15 protein-coding genes are annotated in these 19,059 nt (G+C 71.1%); 7 read left to right on the top strand and 8 right to left on the bottom strand.

Annotation, left to right across the window (positions count from 1 at the left end; translation table 11 throughout):
* The first annotated feature begins 322 nt into the window (after positions 1-322).
* The 4 genes from BL254_RS05110 to BL254_RS05095 all read left to right on the top strand — a co-directional run bounded on the left by BL254_RS05110 (position 323) and on the right by BL254_RS05095 (position 6,809).
* A complete protein-coding gene (locus BL254_RS05110) occupies positions 323-1,969 on the top strand; it encodes a glycosyltransferase family 87 protein (protein ID WP_254857824.1) in 1,647 nt (548 codons plus the stop codon).
* Positions 1,970-2,230: 261 nt separating this feature from the next.
* The gene (locus BL254_RS05105) at positions 2,231-3,439 is read left to right on the top strand and encodes a DUF445 domain-containing protein (RefSeq protein ID WP_047222222.1); all 1,209 of its coding nucleotides are present in this window, start codon (positions 2,231-2,233) and stop codon (positions 3,437-3,439) included.
* A gap of 584 nt (positions 3,440-4,023) precedes the next feature.
* Positions 4,024-5,472 carry a DEAD/DEAH box helicase gene (locus tag BL254_RS05100; RefSeq protein ID WP_175648294.1) on the top strand — a complete coding sequence of 483 codons (1,449 nt, stop codon included), beginning with the start codon at positions 4,024-4,026 and terminating at the stop codon, positions 5,470-5,472.
* Between the two features lie 782 nt (positions 5,473-6,254).
* A complete protein-coding gene (locus BL254_RS05095) occupies positions 6,255-6,809 on the top strand; it encodes a Uma2 family endonuclease (protein WP_047222221.1) in 555 nt (184 codons plus the stop codon).
* A 78-nt stretch (positions 6,810-6,887) separates the two neighbouring features.
* On the opposite strand, the gene BL254_RS05090 is transcribed toward BL254_RS05095, so the two are convergent.
* Both BL254_RS05090 and lat read right to left on the bottom strand, forming a co-directional pair.
* Entirely contained in the window at positions 6,888-8,498 is a 1,611-nt protein-coding gene (locus BL254_RS05090; protein ID WP_083730852.1) for an aldehyde dehydrogenase family protein, read from the bottom strand.
* A gap of 123 nt (positions 8,499-8,621) precedes the next feature.
* Entirely contained in the window at positions 8,622-9,971 is a 1,350-nt protein-coding gene (gene lat / locus BL254_RS05085; RefSeq protein WP_076842695.1) for an L-lysine 6-transaminase, read from the bottom strand.
* Between the two features lie 459 nt (positions 9,972-10,430).
* On the opposite strand from lat, the gene BL254_RS05080 reads away from it, so the two are divergent.
* Positions 10,431-12,260, top strand: coding sequence for a protein kinase domain-containing protein (locus tag BL254_RS05080; RefSeq protein WP_076842668.1), 1,830 nt, complete (start codon positions 10,431-10,433; stop codon positions 12,258-12,260).
* Positions 12,261-12,470: 210 nt separating this feature from the next.
* Here the strand turns inward: BL254_RS05080 and BL254_RS05075 are convergent, their stop codons facing one another.
* The 4 genes from BL254_RS05075 to BL254_RS05060 all read right to left on the bottom strand — a co-directional run bounded on the left by BL254_RS05075 (position 12,471) and on the right by BL254_RS05060 (position 15,972).
* Positions 12,471-13,220: an SDR family NAD(P)-dependent oxidoreductase gene (locus tag BL254_RS05075; RefSeq protein WP_076842694.1), complete on the bottom strand. Its 750-nt coding sequence runs from the start codon at positions 13,218-13,220 to the stop codon at positions 12,471-12,473.
* Between the two features lie 277 nt (positions 13,221-13,497).
* A complete protein-coding gene (locus tag BL254_RS05070; protein WP_047222220.1) occupies positions 13,498-13,914 on the bottom strand; it encodes a type II toxin-antitoxin system VapC family toxin in 417 nt (138 codons plus the stop codon).
* Positions 13,914-14,210, bottom strand: coding sequence for a type II toxin-antitoxin system Phd/YefM family antitoxin (locus BL254_RS05065; RefSeq protein WP_052914424.1), 297 nt, complete (start codon positions 14,208-14,210; stop codon positions 13,914-13,916). The genes BL254_RS05070 and BL254_RS05065 overlap by 1 nt, the downstream gene beginning before the upstream one ends.
* A 118-nt stretch (positions 14,211-14,328) precedes the next feature.
* The gene (locus BL254_RS05060) at positions 14,329-15,972 is read right to left on the bottom strand and encodes an ABC-F family ATP-binding cassette domain-containing protein (protein WP_076842693.1); all 1,644 of its coding nucleotides are present in this window, start codon (positions 15,970-15,972) and stop codon (positions 14,329-14,331) included.
* 329 nt (positions 15,973-16,301) lie between these two features.
* On the opposite strand from BL254_RS05060, the gene BL254_RS29250 reads away from it, so the two are divergent.
* Together BL254_RS29250 and BL254_RS25710 are read left to right on the top strand one after the other, a co-directional pair.
* Positions 16,302-16,946, top strand: coding sequence for a DUF4365 domain-containing protein (locus tag BL254_RS29250; protein WP_083730849.1), 645 nt, complete (start codon positions 16,302-16,304; stop codon positions 16,944-16,946).
* Positions 16,895-17,176, top strand: a complete 282-nt coding sequence (locus BL254_RS25710; RefSeq protein ID WP_047222218.1) for a hypothetical protein — start codon at positions 16,895-16,897, stop codon at positions 17,174-17,176. The genes BL254_RS29250 and BL254_RS25710 overlap by 52 nt, the downstream gene beginning before the upstream one ends.
* 48 nt (positions 17,177-17,224) lie before the next feature.
* Here BL254_RS25710 and BL254_RS05050 read toward each other — a convergent pair whose 3' ends face one another.
* The gene (locus BL254_RS05050) at positions 17,225-17,752 is read right to left on the bottom strand and encodes a MerR family transcriptional regulator (protein ID WP_083730848.1); all 528 of its coding nucleotides are present in this window, start codon (positions 17,750-17,752) and stop codon (positions 17,225-17,227) included.
* A 37-nt stretch (positions 17,753-17,789) separates the two neighbouring features.
* Positions 17,790-18,845 (bottom strand): NADP-dependent oxidoreductase, encoded by a 1,056-nt coding sequence (locus tag BL254_RS05045; RefSeq protein WP_175648290.1) that lies wholly within the window; start codon positions 18,843-18,845, stop codon positions 17,790-17,792.
* Positions 18,846-19,059 lie beyond the last annotated feature (214 nt).

Here is a 19,059-nt window from a genome sequence, read left to right as displayed (position 1 = left end):
CCCGCTCGACCGGCTGATGCCCCACCGCCCGGTCAGCCGCGCACCACGCCCCGGGAGGGCGCAGCGGCGGACGGCCGTGCCGTCAGCATGCGACAGGCCATGATGGACACGTGCCGCGCCGTCGACCAGTGCCGTATCGATGCGATGTGTTACATCGATGCGGCAGGTCTCATCGGCATGACGGTGCGTCGGTCGGTGACACGGATCCCGGAGGGAACGGGCCGGGCGCGCCAGCGGTGCCAGCGTGGCCCGGCCGCCGACGCGGCCCGGCCGCTGGCGAAACGGGTGTCGAAACGGGTACGGCGTTGGCGGAGCGTGCGTGTTGACAGCTTTCACAGGTACGCCCCAACAACCGGCCCGGCCGGCGGCGGCGGCAGCAGCGCACGGTACCAGCAGCCGGGCCGGCGCGCTCGCCGCCAGCACCGTCGGCGGTGCCAGCGGCGGTGCCGTCGGCGGCGGACGTGCCCGGCCATGGTCGGTCCTGATCCGGGCAGCGCCGCTCGCCGCGCTGGTCGCGGTGCTGTGGACGGTCTACATCGCCCCGCTTCCCCACTACGACGTCGACGTGTTCCTGCGCGCGGGCGCGGCCGTCGGGGACGGGCGCGGCCCCTACCCGCCTCCCGGATCCGCCGAGGTCTACTCGGGCTTCGCCTACGTGTATCCCTACCTTGTCGCCTTCGCCTTCGTCCCGCTGTCATGGCTGGGCGAGCACGGCGCGACCGTTTTCATCGCGCTGTCGGTGGGCGCGCTGTTCCTCGGCGCCCGGCTGCTCGGCGTCCGCGACCGGCGTACGTACGCGCTGGTGCTGATGTCCTCCTGCGCCATCACCGGCCTGCAGATGGGCACGCTCAACGCTGTTCTGTTCCTCGGCCTCGCCGCACTGTGGCACTTTCGTGACCGTCCGGTCGCCGCGGGTGTGCTTGCGGCCGGTGTCATCTACGCCAAGCTGTTCCTGGCACCGGTGTGGCTGTGGCTGGTACTGACCCGCAGGACGAAGGCGGGCGCGGTGGCGGCTGCCTTCGTCGGGCTGCTGCTGGCCGTCACGGAGCTGACCAGCCCGGTGGGCACCCGCACCTACCTGGGGATGTTGGGGGTGCTTGCCCGCGAGGAGGCACCGCTGGGGCTCAGCCTTACCGGCCTGCTGGTCAACACCGGTCTCGGCATGGACGTGGCCACCTGGGTCGCGCGTGCGGTTGCCGTGGCCGTGCTGGTCGTGGCCGCGCTGGCCGGCGACTGGCCGCGCCCGCGACGCGGCGGGAACGAACGGATGCTCTACGCCGGCACGCTCGCCGCCGCGCTCGTGGCCTCACCCATCGTATGGAGCCACTACCTGCTGCTTCTGCTCGCACCGATCCTGGTCAGCGCCCCGAGGTCACGGATACCCCTGATCGTCTTCACCGTCGCGAGCTGGTTCGTCGTCACCCCTCATCAGACCGGCCCGGTCGGCTTCGTCACCGGCATCGCGATCATCAGCGTACTCACCGCACCCGCTGTCGGGCATGCCGTGAAGACCCGCATCCGCCGCGGCCACATCGACGGTGGGACGGCCGATGGCGGCACGGCCGAGCGCGGGACAGGCGACGGCGGGACGGTGGTCGGTGACGGGGTCGTCGGCGGTGCGGCGGACACGAGCCGGGGCGCCGACGCGGCGGCGGCCGCGGCCCTCCTTCCGTCGGGTCCCRTATCGGGTCCGGTGTCGGCTCCCGTGCCGGGGGTGGTGATCGTCGCTGCCATCACCGCTGTCGCCGTCGCCACGACTGTCGTCGGCGTCGGCTTCGGGGTAGAACTGCTCGCGACCGCTTACGGGAACCCACAGCGGGTGATTGGCGCCTACTGCGCCCTGCTTGGCGTCCTCGCCGTACTGGGCTGGTCACTGCGGCAACGGTCGGGGCCGTCGGCCGCGCTGCGGGCAGGTGGCCACGATCACCGGCCCCGGCCACCCCGACAGCCCGGAACCGCGCGGTCATGACCGGGATCATTCGACCAACGCCGGTTCCCATCGGCGCGAGACACCTCTGGGTGGAGGACGATGCCCACGACGCCACCCCCGGCGCAGCCGGAAAACACAGCGCAACCAGGAAATACGGCACAGCCTGCGGACACACCACCCGGACAACGTCCCGGCCGGTCCCGCGACGCTGCCCGCCGCGACGCTGCCCGCCGCGACGGTGGCGGACCCGGCCGGGACGGCCAGAACAGTGACGCCGAACTGCGGCGGGGGCTACGCCGGATGCGGACGATCGCGACCGGACTGCTGGCCTTCGTGGTGGTCGTCTACGTCGTGTTCTGGCGCTGGGAGTCCGGTGGCGGGCCTGGCTGGGCGGGCTATGTCCGGGCCGCGGCGGAGGCAGGCGCGGTGGGAGCGCTCGCCGACTGGTTCGCGGTGACCGCGCTGTTCCGCCGGCCGCTGGGCCTGCCCATCCCACACACGGCGATCATTCCCAATCGCAAGGACGACCTCGGCCGCAGCCTGGAACGGTTCGTCTCCGAGAACTTCCTGGCCGACACGGTGATCCGGGAGAAGGTCGCGAGCATGGGCGCGGCCGTCCAGATCGGCACCTGGCTCAGCGACCGCGGCCACGCCGAGAGGATCACCGCGGAGGCGTCCAACCGGCTGGTCGAGGCGATCTCGAACATCCGGGACGAGGTGACGCTGGAGGTGATGGAGAAAACCATCCTCGCCAGGGTGATGGACCGTCCCTGGGCGCCGGCCGCGGGCACGGCGCTCGGCCGGATCGCCGCCGGTGGCCTGCACCACCGGCTCGTCGACGTGATCGCCGTCCAGGCGGAGACCTGGCTGCGCAACAACCCCGACACGGTGATGCGGATCGTCGCCGACCAGGCGCCGTCGTGGTCGCCGAGGTTCCTGGACGACGTGATCGCCGCCCGGGCGTACGAGGAGGCGCTGCGGTTCGCCGCCGAGGTCCGCACGGATCCCGACCACCTGCTGCGCAGGGCCCTGGACGACTTCCTCGCCCGGTTCGGCGAGCAGCTGCGCACCGACCCGGACACCGCCGAACGGGTGGAGAAGTTCAAGGAGCGCATCCGTGACCATCCCGAGATCCACCAGGCGGTCGCGGCGATGTGGAACGCCACCAGATCCATCCTGACCGACGTCGCCGGCGATCCCGACAGCGCGCTGCGGACCAGGATCACCGACGAGCTGCAGGCGCTCGGCGGGCGGCTGGTCACCGACCCCCACCTGCGGGCTGGCGTCGACACCGCCGCCACCGAGGCCGTCGCGTGGCTCGTTCGGCGGTATCGCTCCGACATCTCCACGGTGATCTCCGATACGGTCGCGAACTGGGAGCCGACCGAGACCGCGGTCAAGGTCGAACTGCACGTGGGCCGCGACCTGCAGTACATTCGCATCAACGGCACGGTGGTGGGCGCGCTCGCCGGTCTGGTCATCCACCTGTTGACCAACCTGCTGCTGTGACCTCCCCTCCGAGGCCCCGCTGGTCCTGACAACCCCTCCGGCGGCCCCGTCGCCAACCCGCTGCCATTAACTCTCTGTCACTGACTGTGGCGATCGGCCCGCACCTGCCGCTGCCGGCCCACAGTGACCATGACGCACGGTGTCGTCTCCCTGCCACGCCGGGGTGCGCGACGTCTCACCCCTGGTGGGCGTGCCGCCCTTAGCACCGGCGGTCGTGATCGGTGTACTCTGAGACCGTTGGCGGCCACGAGCCGTCCATGACATGTGGTTTTCCAGCCACACGTCAGAGGTCCGTGTGACAGCAGATCGGTGTGCGCTCCGGTAGCGAGAGCACCCGTTCATGCTCTGGTGACGCGGCCCGAAGCGGACACACGACTGCTGCCACACGATCGCCGTGGTTTCCCCCGGCGACCTCGACAACGACGGACGGAAGAACCCTGTCTCAGCACGGTGACACTCAGCCCTCCCCTGCCCGCCGCCGCCCCCGGCCCGCCCGAGGCGCCGCTCATCGCGGCCGCGGCGGCCCCCGTTCGGGTGGCAAGCAGAACGGACCGAACCGATCTGCCGCGCCCGCGCAGCCAGCGCTGCCGACTCGTCAGCCGCGGCCGGCGGCCAGCTCCTTCGCGGACGCGGGCCTGCCCGCCCCCCTCGTCTCCGCCCTCGCCCGGCAGGGGATCAGCGCACCGTTCCCGGTGCAGGCCGCGACCCTGCCCGACGTTCTCGCCGGCGAGAACGTGCTCGGCCGGGCGAGCACCGGCTCCGGCAAGACCCTCGGGTTCGGCCTGCCGATGCTCGCCGAGCTGGCGAAGAACCGCGCGGTCGCCCCGGGGCGCCCCCGCGGCCTGATCCTCGTCCCCACCAGGGAGCTCGCCCAGCAGGTCCACGACGCCCTCGACCCGCTGTCCAGGCCGTTGGGCCTGCGCCTGCGCGCGGTGTACGGCGGGACGTCGATCTCCCGGCAGATCGGTTCGCTGCGGCGCGGTGTGCACATCGTCATCGCCACCCCCGGTCGTCTCACCGACCTGATCGAGCGCGGCGCCTGCTCCCTGGAGGAGATCGCGATCACCGTGTTGGACGAGGCCGACTACATGTGTGACCTCGGCTTCCTGCCGGCCGTGCGGGCGCTGTTGGACGCCACCCCCGCCGGCGGCCAGCGGCTGCTGTTCTCCGCGACCCTCGACCGCGAGGTGGAGGTACTCGTCCGCCAGTACCTGCCCAACCCGGTGCTCGTCGCCATCGACTCGGAGACCGCGCAGGTCTCCACCCTGTCCCGGCACGCGCTTGAGGCCGCCGATCCCGCCGCTCACACCCGGCTGGTGACCGCCCTGGCCGGCGGCTCCGGACGGACCCTGGTGTTCGCCCGCACCCAGCGCGGCGCCGACCGGCTCGCCGAACAGCTCACCCGCTCCGGTGTGCCGGCCCAGCCGCTGCACGGCGGCATGGCGCAGAACGCCCGCAGCCGCGCGCTCGCAGGGTTCGCCGAAGGCGCGCACCGTGTTCTCGTCGCCACAGACGTGGCCGCCCGCGGTATCCACGTCGACGGGGTCGACATCGTCGTGCACGCGGGGCTGCCGAGCGACCCCAAGACCTACCAGCACCGGGGTGGCCGTACCGCACGGGCGGGGGCTCATGGTGCCGACGTGCTCGTCTCGCTCCCCGAGGAGCGCGGRCTGGTGCGCGCGCTGCTGCGAGCCGCCGGCAGCGACGCGCAGCCCGAACCGGCGGACGCCGACGACGAGGTGGTGACGCGCCTCGCCGGGCCGCCCGCCCCCCGGATCCCCCCGCAGCCGCGCAGCACATCGCCCCGCTCGGGCGCCACCCGACAGCCCTCCGGGATCCGGGTGCCGGCGCAGGCGCGCTCGTCGCACGCCGGCCCACGCCGGGGCTCGGACAGGAACCTGGACAGACAGCAGTGGGGGACGCCCGCCGGCCGCGGTGGTTCATCCCATCGCGGCTCCGACCAGTCCCGCCGGGCAGGACGCCGGTCCGGTGGGCCGCAGGGCTCGACGTCCACCACGACATCAACCGAATAAACAGGCCGGCCGGACTACCCGGACAGCGGCACGGGCCGTGGCACCGAACAAGTCGGTGCCACGGCCCGTGCCATGTCATGTCATACGGCCTGACGTGTCGTACGACTACCTGCCTTCGTACCCACCTGCCTGTCTGGTATGGCTTTCGCCTGGTACGACCTGCGTAGAACCACCCGGCCCGGTGTGATGACAGGCCGGTCATCCGAGGCGGACAGCCCCGGACAGGGTTGGAACGGCAGGGCCGGAACAATCCGCCGGACGCGCGCCTCCCGCGCCGTCAGACGGCAGGCGTCGCCACGGGCTCAGGCGCTGCTGGAGATGCTGGCCGCGTCCGACTGCCGCGGTACTCCGAGCCTCAGCCGGGTGGGGTTCGCGACCGAACGCGGGATTCGCCACGGCTCGGCCGCGGCGTCCGAACCGTCGTTGGCGTCCTCTTCGGACGCCCGCTGGCTCGGSCACAGCGACTCCGACTKAACCACTTCATCATGCTCGGCCACTGACAATGCTCCCCTCCCTGGCCGTAACCAACATGTGGAACCGGCCGACCATGGTGACGCGACAGACATGGTGACACACCAGACATGTCGGTATTCCACCGACAGTCGGTTACAAAAGATATCGAACCATTATCCAGGATGATACATGGCTCTTGAGTGAGAATAATCATGCATGGGGCTGCGGCGCGAGCGATACACGCTCTTTACACACCGTGAACCCGCCGTAGATGACCAAACCCGCCGCGGACAGAGTTGAACTACCGAAACGGATGGGAGGACTCACCGATGAGCGAGCCGCTGATCGCGATTCCTCCGGGTAGCTGGACCACCGACGACCTCGACGAGCTGCCGGTCAGCAACCATCGGTACGAACTGACCGGCGGAGCGCTCAGTGTGTCGCCGTCTCCGTCCAACCTGCACCAGGCRCTGCGCGCCCGGCTCTTCGCCGCGCTCGAGGACGTCACGCCGGAGCCGTTCGCGCTGGCGATGGCCGTGGACATCCGGTTCGGCCGGCAGCTCACCCGCGTCCCCGACCTGATGGTGATACGCAGCGACGAGCCCGCCCGGCACTGGTTCTCCCCCGCCGAGGTCGTCGTCGCGATCGAGATCGAGTCACCCGGCAACCATGTCGAGGACCGCACCACCAAACCCGCGCTCTACGCCCGGTTCGGCATCCCGCACTACTGGCGGATCGAGCCGGCGCCACCCCGTGTGACGACCTACCAGCCCGGCCCCGGCGGCGCCTATGTGGCGACCGGCAGCGGGCAGCGGCTCACCGTCACCGAACCGTTCCCGGTCGATCTCGACCTCACCGCGCTGCTCCCCCGCTGGGCACGCTGACCGCACGAGCCAGCGCCACGCCGCCGGCCGGCCAGTCGGCGGGAGGCGGCGCGGACGGATGGCAGGCCGACCGACGTCCTAACCGGGCGGCAGGCGGAAGGTGAGGTCGGCAGCGAGGACGGCGGTGTCCATCTGGGCCTTCTGCAGGTGGCCGGAATAGTCCCAGTTGAYCGCCTGCCAACGGGTGACCTGGTCGAGCACCCAGCGGCCGGACTGGCGGGAGCCGTTGCCGGAGCGGCCGTTGCCCCCGAAGGGCAGGTGTGCCTCGGCGCCGGACGTCGAGTTGTTCACGCTGACCATGCCGGCACCRATCCCCCGGCGGAACCGGAAGACCGTCCGCGGGTCGTTCGTGTAGATCGACGAGGACAGGCCGTAGCCGGGGGCGTTCGCGAGCTGAACCGCCTCGTCGAGATCCCGGTAGGTCGTCACCCCGATGACCGGGCCGAACGTCTCCTCCCGGAACACCTCGTCGTCGGGCCGGACACCGTCGAGGATCACCGGGTGGTAGTACAGCCCGTCATCGGGGTCGCCCACGAAGCCGCGGCGCGGACGGGCCGCGTCCACCCGCCCGACCGCCGAGGAGCCCGCGACCCGGTGGTGGTCGCGGATCAGGCCGAGGGTGTGCTCGAAACCGGCGGCGAACCGCAGGTCGAGCAGGGGCCCGTACAGGACGTCGGTGACCGGGTCGCCGATGCGCGCGTCCTCGACCGCGGCCACCAGCCGGCGCAGGAACTCCCCGTGCACGGACTCGTGCACGATCGCCGTCCCCAGCGAGGTGCACCGCTGCCCGGCGGTGGCGAACCCGGAGAACACCGCGCCGGCGACCGCCGCGTCGAGATCGGCGTCGGGCGCGACGACCATCGGGTTCTTCCCGCCCAGCTCCAGGCAGGGGGTCTGCAGGTGCCGGCCGCACAGCTCGCCGATCATCCGCCCGACCTCGGTCGACCCGGTGAAACCGACCTTGTCGACGAGCCCGGCGTCCAGGGCGCGCTCCAGGCCGGTGAATGTCTCCACGCCCTCGGCCGGCACGAGCCCGACCGCGCCGTGGGGCACCCCGGCGCGCAGGATCAGCTCGGTGAACGCCTGCGCGCACGCGGCCGCGTAGACCGCCGGCTTCCACACGACGGTGTTGCCGCACAGCAGCGCCGGCACGATGTACCAGGACGGCACCGCCACCGGGAAGTTCCCGGCGGTGATCACCACCATGACGCCGACCGGTTCCCGGAAGGTGAACAGCTGCTTGTCGGGCATCTCCGACGGCACGGTCTCGCCGTAGAGGCGCCGGCCCTCCCCGAGGAAGAAGCGGCAGGTGTCGACGACCTCCTGCACCTCGCCGCGGGCCTCGGCCAGCGGCTTGCCGACCTCGCGCGTCACCAGGCGGGCCAGCGCCTCGGCGTTGGCCTCGACGAGGTGCCCAAGGTTCGCGATGACGCTGCCGCGGACCGGCGCGGGCACGTCCGCCCAGCCCGGTGCCGCCGCCCGCGCGGCGGCGCAGGCGTCCAGCAGGTCGGCGGGGCCGGCGAGGCTCACCTCGGCGACCACCTCGTCGAGGTGAGCCGGATTCGTCGAGCGGGTCACGGCCCGGGCCGCCGCCGGCCGCCGGCTGGTGTGCCCGGCCCCGTCACCGATCAGTAGCTCCACCCGGCGTGGCGGGACGGCCGGGCGGGGCGGCGCCTGAGGGATCTTCATGTCGACGACCTCACCATCCAGTCGATCATCTGACGGACCATGCAGTCGATCATCCGGAGCGGCCCGGGCCACCCAACCCCGAATCCGGTCATCCGGTCATCCGGTCATCCGGTCGGGATCCGATCATAGAGTCGGGACGCGGGCGAGGATCCGGTCCAGGGCGGCCACGCCGAGCTCCAGCTCGGCCGCGGAGACGGTCAGCGCCGGCCGGAAACGCAGTGCGCGGGCGCCCGCGGGCAGCACCAGCACGCTCTCCTCGGTGCGCAACCGGCGGACCACGTCGTCCCGGCACCGTGCCGAGGGGAGGTCGATCGCGCACAGCAGCCCGCGCCCACGCGGGTTCGACACCAGCGACGGATACTTCCCGGCGAGCTCGCCCAGGGCTGCGAGCAGGTCACGACCGAGCTCGCCAGCGCGGGCGAACAGTCCGTCGGCCGCCATCACCTCGAGCATGCGCCGGGACCGGACCATGTCGACCAGGCCGCCACCCCAGGTCGAGTTGATCCGCCCTGGCACCCGGAAGACGTTGTCGGCCACCTCGTCCACCCGCCGGCCGRCCATCACCCCGCCGAGCTGCACCTTCTTGCCGAACGCGACGACGTCCGGACGCAGGCCCAGTTGCTGGTAGGCCCAGGCCGAACCGGTCATCCCCACCCCGGTCTGCACCTCGTCGAGGACGAACAACGCGTCGTGGACGTGGCAGAGGCGCTCCATCGCCGCGAGGAACTCGGCCCGCAGGTGGTTGTCGCCGCCCTCGCTCTGGATCGGCTCGGCCAGGAAGCAGGCGATGTCGTGGGGATGGCGGGCGAACGCGGCCTCGGCCTGGGCCAGCGCGGCCGCCTCGGCCTCGGCGAGGTCGGCCAGGCCACGCGCGTCCAGCGGGAACCTGACCACCGGCGAGTCGATGCGGGGCCAGTCGAAGACGGGGAACCGCTCGGTCTTGACCGGGTCGGTGTTGGTCACCGACAGGGTGTATCCGCTGCGGCCGTGGAAGGCGTGCCGCAGGTGCAGCACCCGCCGGCCCAGCGAGGCGGGCCGGCCGGCCTGGGCGTTGTGCCGGCTCTTCCAGTCGAAGGCGCACTTCAGCGCGTTCTCGACGGCGAGCGCCCCGCCTTCGACGAAGAAGAGGTGCGGCAGTTCCGGGTCGCCGAGGACACGGATGAACGTCTCGACGAATCCGGCGTAGGCGGCGGTGGCGATGTCGGAGTTGGCCGGCTTGTTCACCGCCGCGGCGGTGAGCTCGGCGAGGAAGGCGGGGTCGCCGGTCAGCTCCGGCGGGTTGATCCCCAGCGGCGCGGACGCGAAGAAGCTGTAGAGATCCAGGTAGCGCCGGCCGTCCCGGGCGTCCACGAGCCAGCTCCCGCGGCTGCGCTCGAGGTCGAGGACGATACCGAAGCCGTCGGCGATGACGTGGCGGCCGAGCACCTCGAGAACGTCGCGCGGCGCGATCGCCGTGCTTGCCATGCCCGCCATGCCCGCGGTGCCTGTCGGATCGGCGGCGGCGCCCGTGACCGCGCCAGCGGACGCGTCGACGAGCGTGTCGCGCGTGGCTGGGTGGGTGTGCATGGGAGGGGCCGCGCCGGTGACGGCGGCCCGTCCCCGGACGGGCGCGGCCGTCGGCGCCGGTGTGACGGTGGCGCCGGACGTGACGCTGGAGGTGGGGGTGGGGGTGGAGGTGGGGGTGATCGACATCCTGTTTCCCCTTTCCGCGCGGGGCTCCCAAAGGGCGAATAAATCTTTCTGCTGACACCCTTAGATCATTAATCTACTTGATCAAATTCATGAGATCTAGGGAAAATTTTTTGCCCTACGTCGATAACGTCGAATGATCGATATAGGACGCACGGCGCCGGCAGCGGGTCACGGGCATCAGGGAGAATCAGGTGCGCCAGCCGCCGATCCCGCGGGCGGACGGCGTCCGAGGGGAGAAGCGTGCTCCAGCCACTGTCCAGCGACGATCCGCGACAGATCGGGCCATATCGGCTTCAGGGCCGGATCGGCGCCGGTGGCATGGGCACCGTTTACCTGGGGTTCGGCGCGGACGGCCAGCCGGCGGCGGTCAAGGTGCCCTCGCCCGGCCTCGCCGACGACCCGGAGTTCCGCAGCCGCTTCCGCACCGAGGTGGCGGCCGCCCGGCGGGTACGCGGCGGCAGCGTGGCCGCCGTCCTCGACGCCGACCTCGACAGCCCGCGCCCGTGGATGGCGGCCGAATACGTTGAAGGCCGCAGCCTGACCGACGCGGTGGCCGGGCGCGGGCCCTTCACCGGGCACCTGCTCGACGGGCTGGCGGTCGGGCTCGCCGACGCCCTGGTCGCCATCCACGCCGCCGGCGTGATCCACCGCGACCTCAAACCGTCCAACGTCCTGGTCACCTGGGAGGGCCCGAAGGTCATCGACTTCGGGATCGCGCGGGCGGCCGACTCGACCAACCACACCCGCACCGGCACCCTGATCGGCACCATCGTCTGGATGGCCCCCGAGCAGCTGCGGGGCGAACGCGCCGGCCCCGGCGCCGACATCTTCGCCTGGGGCGCCTGCATGGCCTTCGCCGCCACCGGCCGCCAGCCGTTCGCCGGCGAACGACCCGAGGCGGTCGCCGTACAGATCATGACCGCTGAGCCCGACCTGACCGGTGTCCCCGCCCACCTCGCCCCGGTGCTGGCCACGGCGCTCGACAAGGACCCGGCGCGGCGCCCGACCGCCGCGCACCTCGTCGCCCGGCTTGTCGGGCACGACGTCGCCGACGCGGGCGAATCCGTCCGGGCGACCGAGACCGCCCTGGCCCGCTGGTGGTCACTGACGCCCCCGCCCACCTCGGCGCCCGCCGGGCCGCCGGTCGCTTCCGGGCCGCCGGCAGACCCCTACCAGCAGCCGTTCTACCAGCAGTCCTATCCTCAGCAGMCCTACCAACAGCCGCCCTACCAACAGACGGCACCACCGGAGTTCGGGCACACACCGGCCCACCAGCAGCGGTGGGACCAGACACCGGCCAGCCATTACCACGCACCGCCCGGCGCACCCCACAACGGCCCGGGCTACGGTCCCGGCCCGGGCGCCGGCTCGGCGTACGGGCCGGTATCGCCCGGCCCCGCGCGGTCCCGCCGGCGCGGCCGGCTCGCCACCGTGGTGGTGGCGCTGCTGGCCCTGGCCACCCTCGGTGGAGTGGCCACCGCGCTGACCCTGCGCGAGCGGGACCCCAAGCTCAGCGCGCAGAACAGCGTGGTGTCACCGTCGTATCCGCAGGTCACCAGCTCGGCCCGGACGTCGACCGCCCGCCGCAGCCCCACCGCGGGCACGGGCAGCACACGCAGCGCCACCCCCACCCCTCGGGTCTCGCGCACCGGCACGCCGACGGCGGGCTCGACAGCCGGGCAGCTCACCCTTGCCGAGGCCTCGAACATGCTCAACGAGCGCGGTTTCACCGTGACCGACCGCACTGGCTTCGTGCGGGGGCGGAGCCTCAACGTCCTGATCGGCAAGAAGGCGGACTCCCCGACCGTCCCCCAGCAGTTCGGCTTCTTCTTCGTCGGCACCGAGATGATCGGCACGGACTTCACCGACCCGAGCGCCGGTATCCGCGTCGCCACGGCCCGGGACACCACCGTCGTGCTGCGTTACAACCTGTACAAACCCGCGGACAAGATATGTTGCCCGTCCGCTGGAACGGCCGACGTGACGTTCCGCTGGGACGGGACGAAGYTGAACGTGGACCCCTCGACGATCCCCCCGAGCGACCCCGCCGCCAACGGCAGCCGCCGCTGACCCGGAGTCAGGTACGGAACGAGTACGCAAGCGGTTGCCCCAGCGACCGTTTACGTACTCGTTCCCGTGATTCGACGGCGTGTGGCCACGGATCTCCGATCGGTTCTGGGACGGATCCGCGTTGCCCGACCGGTACGCCGCTGCCCTCGGCCGTGCCGACCGGGGCCCCGGCCTGCCCGGCCGGGCTTCCCAGAGCCTCGGAGGGTGACGTCAGGGCCGGCGGTGGACGTCGCGGGCGGACGCCTGGTCGCGGGGGAAGAGGTCTATCCGGGCGACGGCCACGTGCGACGGACGGGTGACCGCCCAGGTGACGGCATCGGCGACGTCGGCGGCGGTGAGGGGGACGGTGCCGGTGTAGACCGCGGCGGCCCGCTCGGCGTCCCCGTCGAAGCGGACGAGGGAGAACTCGGTGTCCACCATGCCCGGGGCGACCTCGATGATCCGCACCGGCTGGCCGAGCAGTTCCAGCCGCAGCGTCTGGACGACCGCCGCCGCGGCGTGCTTGGCCGCGGTGTACCCGCCCCCGCCCGGGTAGACCTGATGGCCGGCGACGCTGGTGATCACGACGATGCGGCCGTCGCCGGAAGCGACCAGCGCGGGGAGGAAGGCCCGCACGGTGCGGGCGACCCCGGCGACGTTGGCCTCCCACATCCACCGCCATCGCTCCTCCTCGGCCTCGGCTTCGGCTGCGGTCGCCGCCACCACCGGAGCCAGCCCGAGCGCGCCGCCGGCGTTGCACACCACGACCTCGCAGGAGGTGACACCGGCCGCAAACGCCTGGACGGACGCGGCGTCGGTGACATCCAGGGGACGGCTGCGGGCCGCCGGCCCGATGTCGGCGGCGACCGCCGCCAGCCGGTCGGCGCGGCGCGCACCGAGCAGAACGTCGAAACCCGCGTCCACCAGCGCCCGCGCACTGGCGGCACCGATCCCGCTGCTGGCCCCGGTGACCACCGCCAGCCCCCGGCGGGCATCGGCGGTGCCGACCGCGGGACGCGCGGCAGCGGAGGATTCGGCAGCGGGAGACGCGGCGGAACCGGAAGGAAAACCGGAGGAGCCGGCGGGACCAGGCACAGGAGCCGTATCGGAAGCGTCAGCGGACACGACCGCCATTGTCGCCTGCCAGGGCCAGGACGTGTCCCCAGGCCGACGCCGCCCTGGGCGGTGACCCGCACCGGACCGCTCCGGATACAGCAGATCCATGCTTGTCACAAGTTCCTGGCGGGTTGCGCCTTGGTCAGCAGGCGGCGCCCGGGGATACCACGGCCAGCCCGGCGGCACGCGCCGCTTCGGCGAGGAGCTTGTCGTAGGTGAGCATGACGTCCAGTGAGTCCCTGAGATCCAGGGCCGTGGCGAGATGGATCGCGTCCAGAGTGCGCAGCCGCGGCGGTGGCACGCCGGCAGCGTCACCGAGCACTGGTGGTGTGATCTCGACAATGTCGACGTCGGCCGCGAGAAACGAGTTCGCGGTGTCGCGCATGGCGGGGTTCACCAGGCCGAGCAGCCGGATCAACTCAACCCCCAGCAACGCCGACGAAACGAGCGTCGGTGGCTCCAGCCGGCTCGACAGCCACTCCCGCAGATCCGACGATTCCTTCTCAGCGACGAAGAGCTTCGCCACGGCCGAGGTGTCGAGATAGACCCGACCTGCCATCAGCCCTCGCCGCGCAGGTCGGCGAGCCATTCGTCGGAACTACGTCCGGTGAGGTTGGGCCCGGGCTCCGGAAGGTGCGCCAAGTCGAACGGACGCCTGGCAGGGCGGATCGCCCCTGCCGCCACCAACTGCTCATAGCGGTCATCGGATGCCGGCACGATACGTGCCACCGTCCGCCCCCGGTCGGTGACCTCGACAGTTTCACCGGCACGGACCAGCGCAAGAACACGCGCGGTCCGCTGGGAGAGCTCACGCATGCCCACCCGCGTGGGCTCATGGCCAGCCGGCGCTGTCATGAACTGGATGTTACTACATGTACAGCGCAGGACTGGCGCCGCACCGCCCGGTAGAGATCGGGCGGGACGTTCGTGCCCGCTACGACGATCGGCGTCCCACGACGGTTCGAGGCTCGGCTCAGTGGTCGGGTTCGGTGAGTTTTCCGGCGTCTACATGCAGGTGGCGGGTGATGTCGACGGTCTCGAGCATCCGCCGGTCGTGGGTGACGAGCACGAGGGTGCCCGGGTAGCCGCGCAACGCCGACTCGAGCTGCTCGATCGCGGGCAGGTCGAGATGGTTGGTCGGCTCGTCGAGGATCAGCAGGTTCACACCGCGTGCCTGCAGGAGCGCGAGCGCGGCCCGGGTCCGCTCCCCCGGCGAGAGCGTGGCCGCGCCCCGGCCGACATGGTCGGCACCCAGAGCGAACTTGGCCAGCAGCGTACGGGCGTCGGCGGTGGACATCTCGGGCAGGAAACGGCCGAGGACGTCGAGCGGGGAATCCGCCCCGGCGAACAGGCCACGAGCCTGGTCGACCTCCCCGACAATCACACCCGAGCCCAGCGTCGCGGCACCGGCCGTCAGCGGGACCCGGCCGAGCAGCGCGGCCAGCAGCGTCGTCTTGCCCGCCCCGTTCGGGCCGGTGAGCACGATCCGGTCGGCCCAGTCGACGTGGAGGTTCACCGGCCCGAGGGTGAAGGGGCCGCGCTGGACGACCGCGTCACGCAGCGTCGCGACGACCGCGCCCGAGCGTGGCGCCGCGCCGATGGTCATCCGCAGCTCCCACTCCTTGCGGGGCTCGGCGACCACCTCCAGACGTTCGATCATCCGTTCGGTCTGGCGGGCCTTCGCGGCCTGTTTCTCCGATGTCTCGCCGCGCAGGTTCCGTCGGATCTTGTCGTTGTCGCCGGCCTTGCGGCGCGCGTTGCGGACGCCTTTGTCCATCCAGGCCCGCTGCGTGCGGGCGCGGGCGGCCAGCGCGTCGCGCCTGGCCGCGTACTGTTCGTAGTCCTCACGGGCGTGGCCGCGGGCGCGGGCGCGTTCCTCCAGGTAGGACTCGTAGCCACCCCGGTAGAAGGCGATCTGGTGCTGGTGCGCGTCGATCTCCAGGATGGACGTGACGGTCCGGCTGAGGAACTCGCGGTCGTGGCTGACGACGACCGTCCCGGCCGGCAGCCCGGCCACGAACGACTCCAACCGTTCCAGCCCGTCGATGTCGAGGTCGTTGGTCGGCTCGTCGAGCAGGAAGACGTCGAACCGGCTGAGCAGCAGGGCGGCGAGCCCGGCCCGGGCGGCCTGACCGCCGGAGAGCCCGGTCATCGGCGCTGTCAGGTCGATCGCGAGCCCCAGGTCGGCGGCGGACGCGTCGGCCCGTTCGGCGAAGTCGGCGCCGCCGAGCGCCAGCCAGCGTTCCAGCGCGTCGGCGTAGGCGTCGGCCGCGCCCGGCTCGTCGTCGGTCAGCGCCCGGGTCGCCGCCTCCATCCGGCTGGTCGCCGCGGCGACGCCGGTCCGCCGGGCGAGGAAGTCCAGCACGATCTCGCCCGGGCGCCGTTGCGGCTCCTGCGCGAGGTAGCCGGCGGACGCGTTCGGCGGCGCCAGCCGGACGGCGCCGGCCGCCGGCGCGTCGAGACCGGCGAGGATCCGCAGCAGACTGGACTTACCGGCCCCGTTCGGCCCGACCAGCCCGACCCGCTCCGCCGGCCCGACGACCAGGTCAAGATCGTCGAACAGGTTCCGGCCACCGCGAGCAGCCGCAACCCCCTTGGCAACAAGCGTCGCGCTCATCCCACCGACCACCTCCCAGGCATCATCCAACCAGCGCCAGGCCGAGATCTTCGATCCATGGACGACGGATCGAGGACCTCGGATGAATCACAGGGCTGAACGGCTGCTCTCCCACGTGGGCACGGCCATCCCGGATACCCGTGGCGCGGCCAAGATCCCGCGCACTCGCAGTAACCACAGTCGAGATCCAGCGAGCGCTGGACACACCGCGCATGCGGAACGACCGGACCACTGGGAGCAGACGGGTCCGTATAGAACCCAAAAGAGCGCCGGGTCACGGTACGTTATTCCCGGATCTCTCCTCACGCTAAAGTGGGGCGGGACGACCCATGCAGAGCGAGCCTGTCGGGGGAGCCGCGATGCCGGTCAACAAAAATCGGGTCACCAAGCGGGCTGCGATTCACGCGTTCACCGGACTGATGGAGCGCCACGAACACATGATCCAGAAGATCGACGGCGACAACGACCACGGCGAGGATCTCTACGTTTCGTTCGTGGAGAACCTGGAACGGACCGGRAACACCGTATGGATACAAGTCAAGGGTGGTCGTTCGTACAGGACCGGATCAGGCTATCATGTTCCAACAGAAAACCACAGGGAATACTGGAGCAGGAGTAACGCCCCGGTTTTCTGCGTGGTCCACGATCCCGAGACGGACGAGCTGTTCTGTACGAACGCGAGCGCACAGCTTCGGAAGTCGAAACGGCCGGGCAGGGAAATCGCCAGCGTCCAGCTGACCAAGGACGAGGTCCTGAACGACCGACAGTCGGTTCGTTCGTTCGTCAGACACGTCAGTATATCGCCGAAGCCCTCTGGCTGGCGGTGTGCTTCGAGGCCAGTGCATGGACACGTAGCCCCTCGCCCCGCCGGCCCGAAGAAGAGCACCGGATCAGCCCCGTCATCTACACCGCCCGCCAGGAAATGGACGTCACCAACAGGAAGTGGCGCGCGAAACCGGGCGTCGACGCCCTGATGGAGGAGCTCAGGAGACTCGGTTACGAGTACTGGGAACAAATATATGATCATCATGCCACCGGTGACCCGAAGGAGCGGACGCCCCGCGGGAGAGAAGACGTCTGGGATGACCTGAAAGGTGTAACGAAGAGCCTCAAGGCCCTTGGCGTTCCGGGGTACTACATAATGGGTAATCGTGGCCGCCTTACCCGCGGCGATGTCGAACGGATTATGGCCGAGGTCTCATGAAGTTCGGCACGGTACGGTGGTGCGCTGTCAGCGAATGGCCAGAAATCCTCATCGTCTGACGTTCTCCAGTGTGGTACGTACCAGGTCGRCTGTAAGCGCGGGCATGTTCGTCTCGGCCACAGCGACCACACCATCCTCCTCGTCCACCAGCGTCATCACTGCCGGTGCCGAAGAGCTGTCGCTCGCAACAGTCACTCTATCATCACCCAGGGTGTTCTCTGTCAACTCGGGGAGACGGCCCGCCAACCGGTTTCGGAGCTGGGTCAGGGCGGCGATGCGTTCGTCGAGTGAGGCGAGACGGCGAGCGGCGACTGCCAGCGCGTCCTCGCACATGGGTGCTGGACGAAAACGGTCTGGTAACGGGCGGTCGAGAAAGCCGAGAAAGGAGCGGGTGTCCCGCACCGTGAACCCGCTCGCGAGCAGTTTGCGGATGTTGTCTATCCGCGTGACATCCGTGCTGTCATAGAGCCGGTAGCCGCTGGGGGCACGCCGTGGGCTGAGCAGTCCCTGCTCCTCGTAGTACCGCAGCGTGCGCGTGGTCGTACCGGCCACGCGGGCCAGTTCACCGATCCGCATGGCTCCCACCTCCACGGGTAACCGTAGCCGGGCGGGTCTACCGCGACAGCCGGACGACGACCTTGCCGGTGTACGCGCCACCCAGCATGTCGGTGAAGGCCCGGGGAGCGTTCTCCAGGCCGTCGACGACGGTCTCGTCGAGGTGGAGGCGTCCCTGCCGGAGCCATTCGGCAACCTCGGCCCGGACCTGGTCCGTCCGGCTCAGATGGTCACTCGTGAGGAATCCCCGCAGCCTGAGCCGCTTGGCGATCGCGAGGACCAGGTTCGACGGCCCGGCCGCGCCGGCACCGCCGTTCTGCGACGCGAGCGCTCCGCACAGCGCGATCCGGCCGTGCGGGTTCATCACCTCGATCGCAGCCTCGAGCTGCGGGCCGCCGGTGTTGTCGAAGTACACGTCGACGCCGCCGGGAGCGGCCTGCCGGAGCCGGTCGGCGAGCTGGCCGTCGTGGTGGTCGAACGCGGCGTCGAAACCGAGTTCCTCGACCAGGTGGGCGGCCTTGGCCGGCGAGCCGGCGCTGCCGACGACCCGGCCGGCACCCTTCAGCCGGGCGATCTGGCCGGCAAGGCCACCCACCGCGCCGGCGGCTCCCGAGACGAAGACGGTGTCCCCGGCGGCCAGCCCGGCAACGTCGACCAGCCCGGCCCACGCCGTCAGGTACGGCGCGAGATGCACGGACAGCGTCGGGAAGACCCGGCTGTCGACCCGGCGGAACCGCGCCGCGTCGGCGACCGCGTACTCTCGCCACCCCATGCCATGGTGAACCAGATCGCCGACGGCGAGATCCGGACTGGCGCTGAGAACGACCTCCCCGACGGCGTCCCCGTCCATCACCGCGCCCACCGCGTACAGCGGAATCGGCACACCGACGTCACTCATCCGTAGCCGCGCTCCCGCGTCCAGGGACAGGAACAGATTGCGCACGAGCACCTGCCCCGGCGACGGCCGCGGGACCGTCGTCTTCACGAGGGCGAAGTCAGCGGGAGTGGGCGTCCCAACGGGACGGGCGGCCAGGTGCACCTGCCAACCGACGCTGTCCCCGGCGAGAGCCGGCGGCTGGTCCGAAGCAACGGATGACGACTGGAATCCGGTCATGCCGCCGGACGCTAAACCCTGACGCGGACGTGAAGGTCAACCCTTTCCGCCAGCTTCCGTCATGTGGCCGCACCCGGGGTAACTCCGGCCACGCCACTCATCCAGCAMGCGCCCGGGCCACAGCGCTGGCGACGCTGACCGGGGCAATACGACTCGGATCGCTGTGACGGCACTGCCCGCAGACCCCGGCGGGGCGTCCAGCGATCGAGGCAAA

The sequence above is a fragment of the Protofrankia sp. BMG5.30 genome (assembly GCF_001983005.1).
Lineage (GTDB): Bacteria > Actinomycetota > Actinomycetes > Frankiales > Frankiaceae > Protofrankia > Protofrankia coriariae.
The sequence above is the reverse complement of the archived record's forward strand: the minus strand, read 5'-3'. Positions and strand labels throughout refer to the sequence as shown.

What these genes read in the sequence shown, in the direction of transcription:
- BL254_RS05105 (WP_047222222.1), top strand. Translation starts at nt 2,231, where the DNA reads ATGCGGACGATCGCGACCGGACTGCTGGCCTTCGTGGTGGTCGTCTAC.
- BL254_RS05070 (WP_047222220.1), bottom strand. Translation starts at nt 13,914, where the DNA reads ATGGCAGGTCGGGTCTATCTCGACACCTCGGCCGTGGCGAAGCTCTTC.
- BL254_RS05065 (WP_052914424.1), bottom strand. Translation starts at nt 14,210, where the DNA reads ATGACAGCGCCGGCTGGCCATGAGCCCACGCGGGTGGGCATGCGTGAG.
- BL254_RS05060 (WP_076842693.1), bottom strand. Translation starts at nt 15,972, where the DNA reads ATGAGCGCGACGCTTGTTGCCAAGGGGGTTGCGGCTGCTCGCGGTGGC.
- BL254_RS25710 (WP_047222218.1), top strand. Translation starts at nt 16,895, where the DNA reads ATGGACGTCACCAACAGGAAGTGGCGCGCGAAACCGGGCGTCGACGCC.
- BL254_RS05045 (WP_175648290.1), bottom strand. Translation starts at nt 18,845, where the DNA reads ATGACCGGATTCCAGTCGTCATCCGTTGCTTCGGACCAGCCGCCGGCT.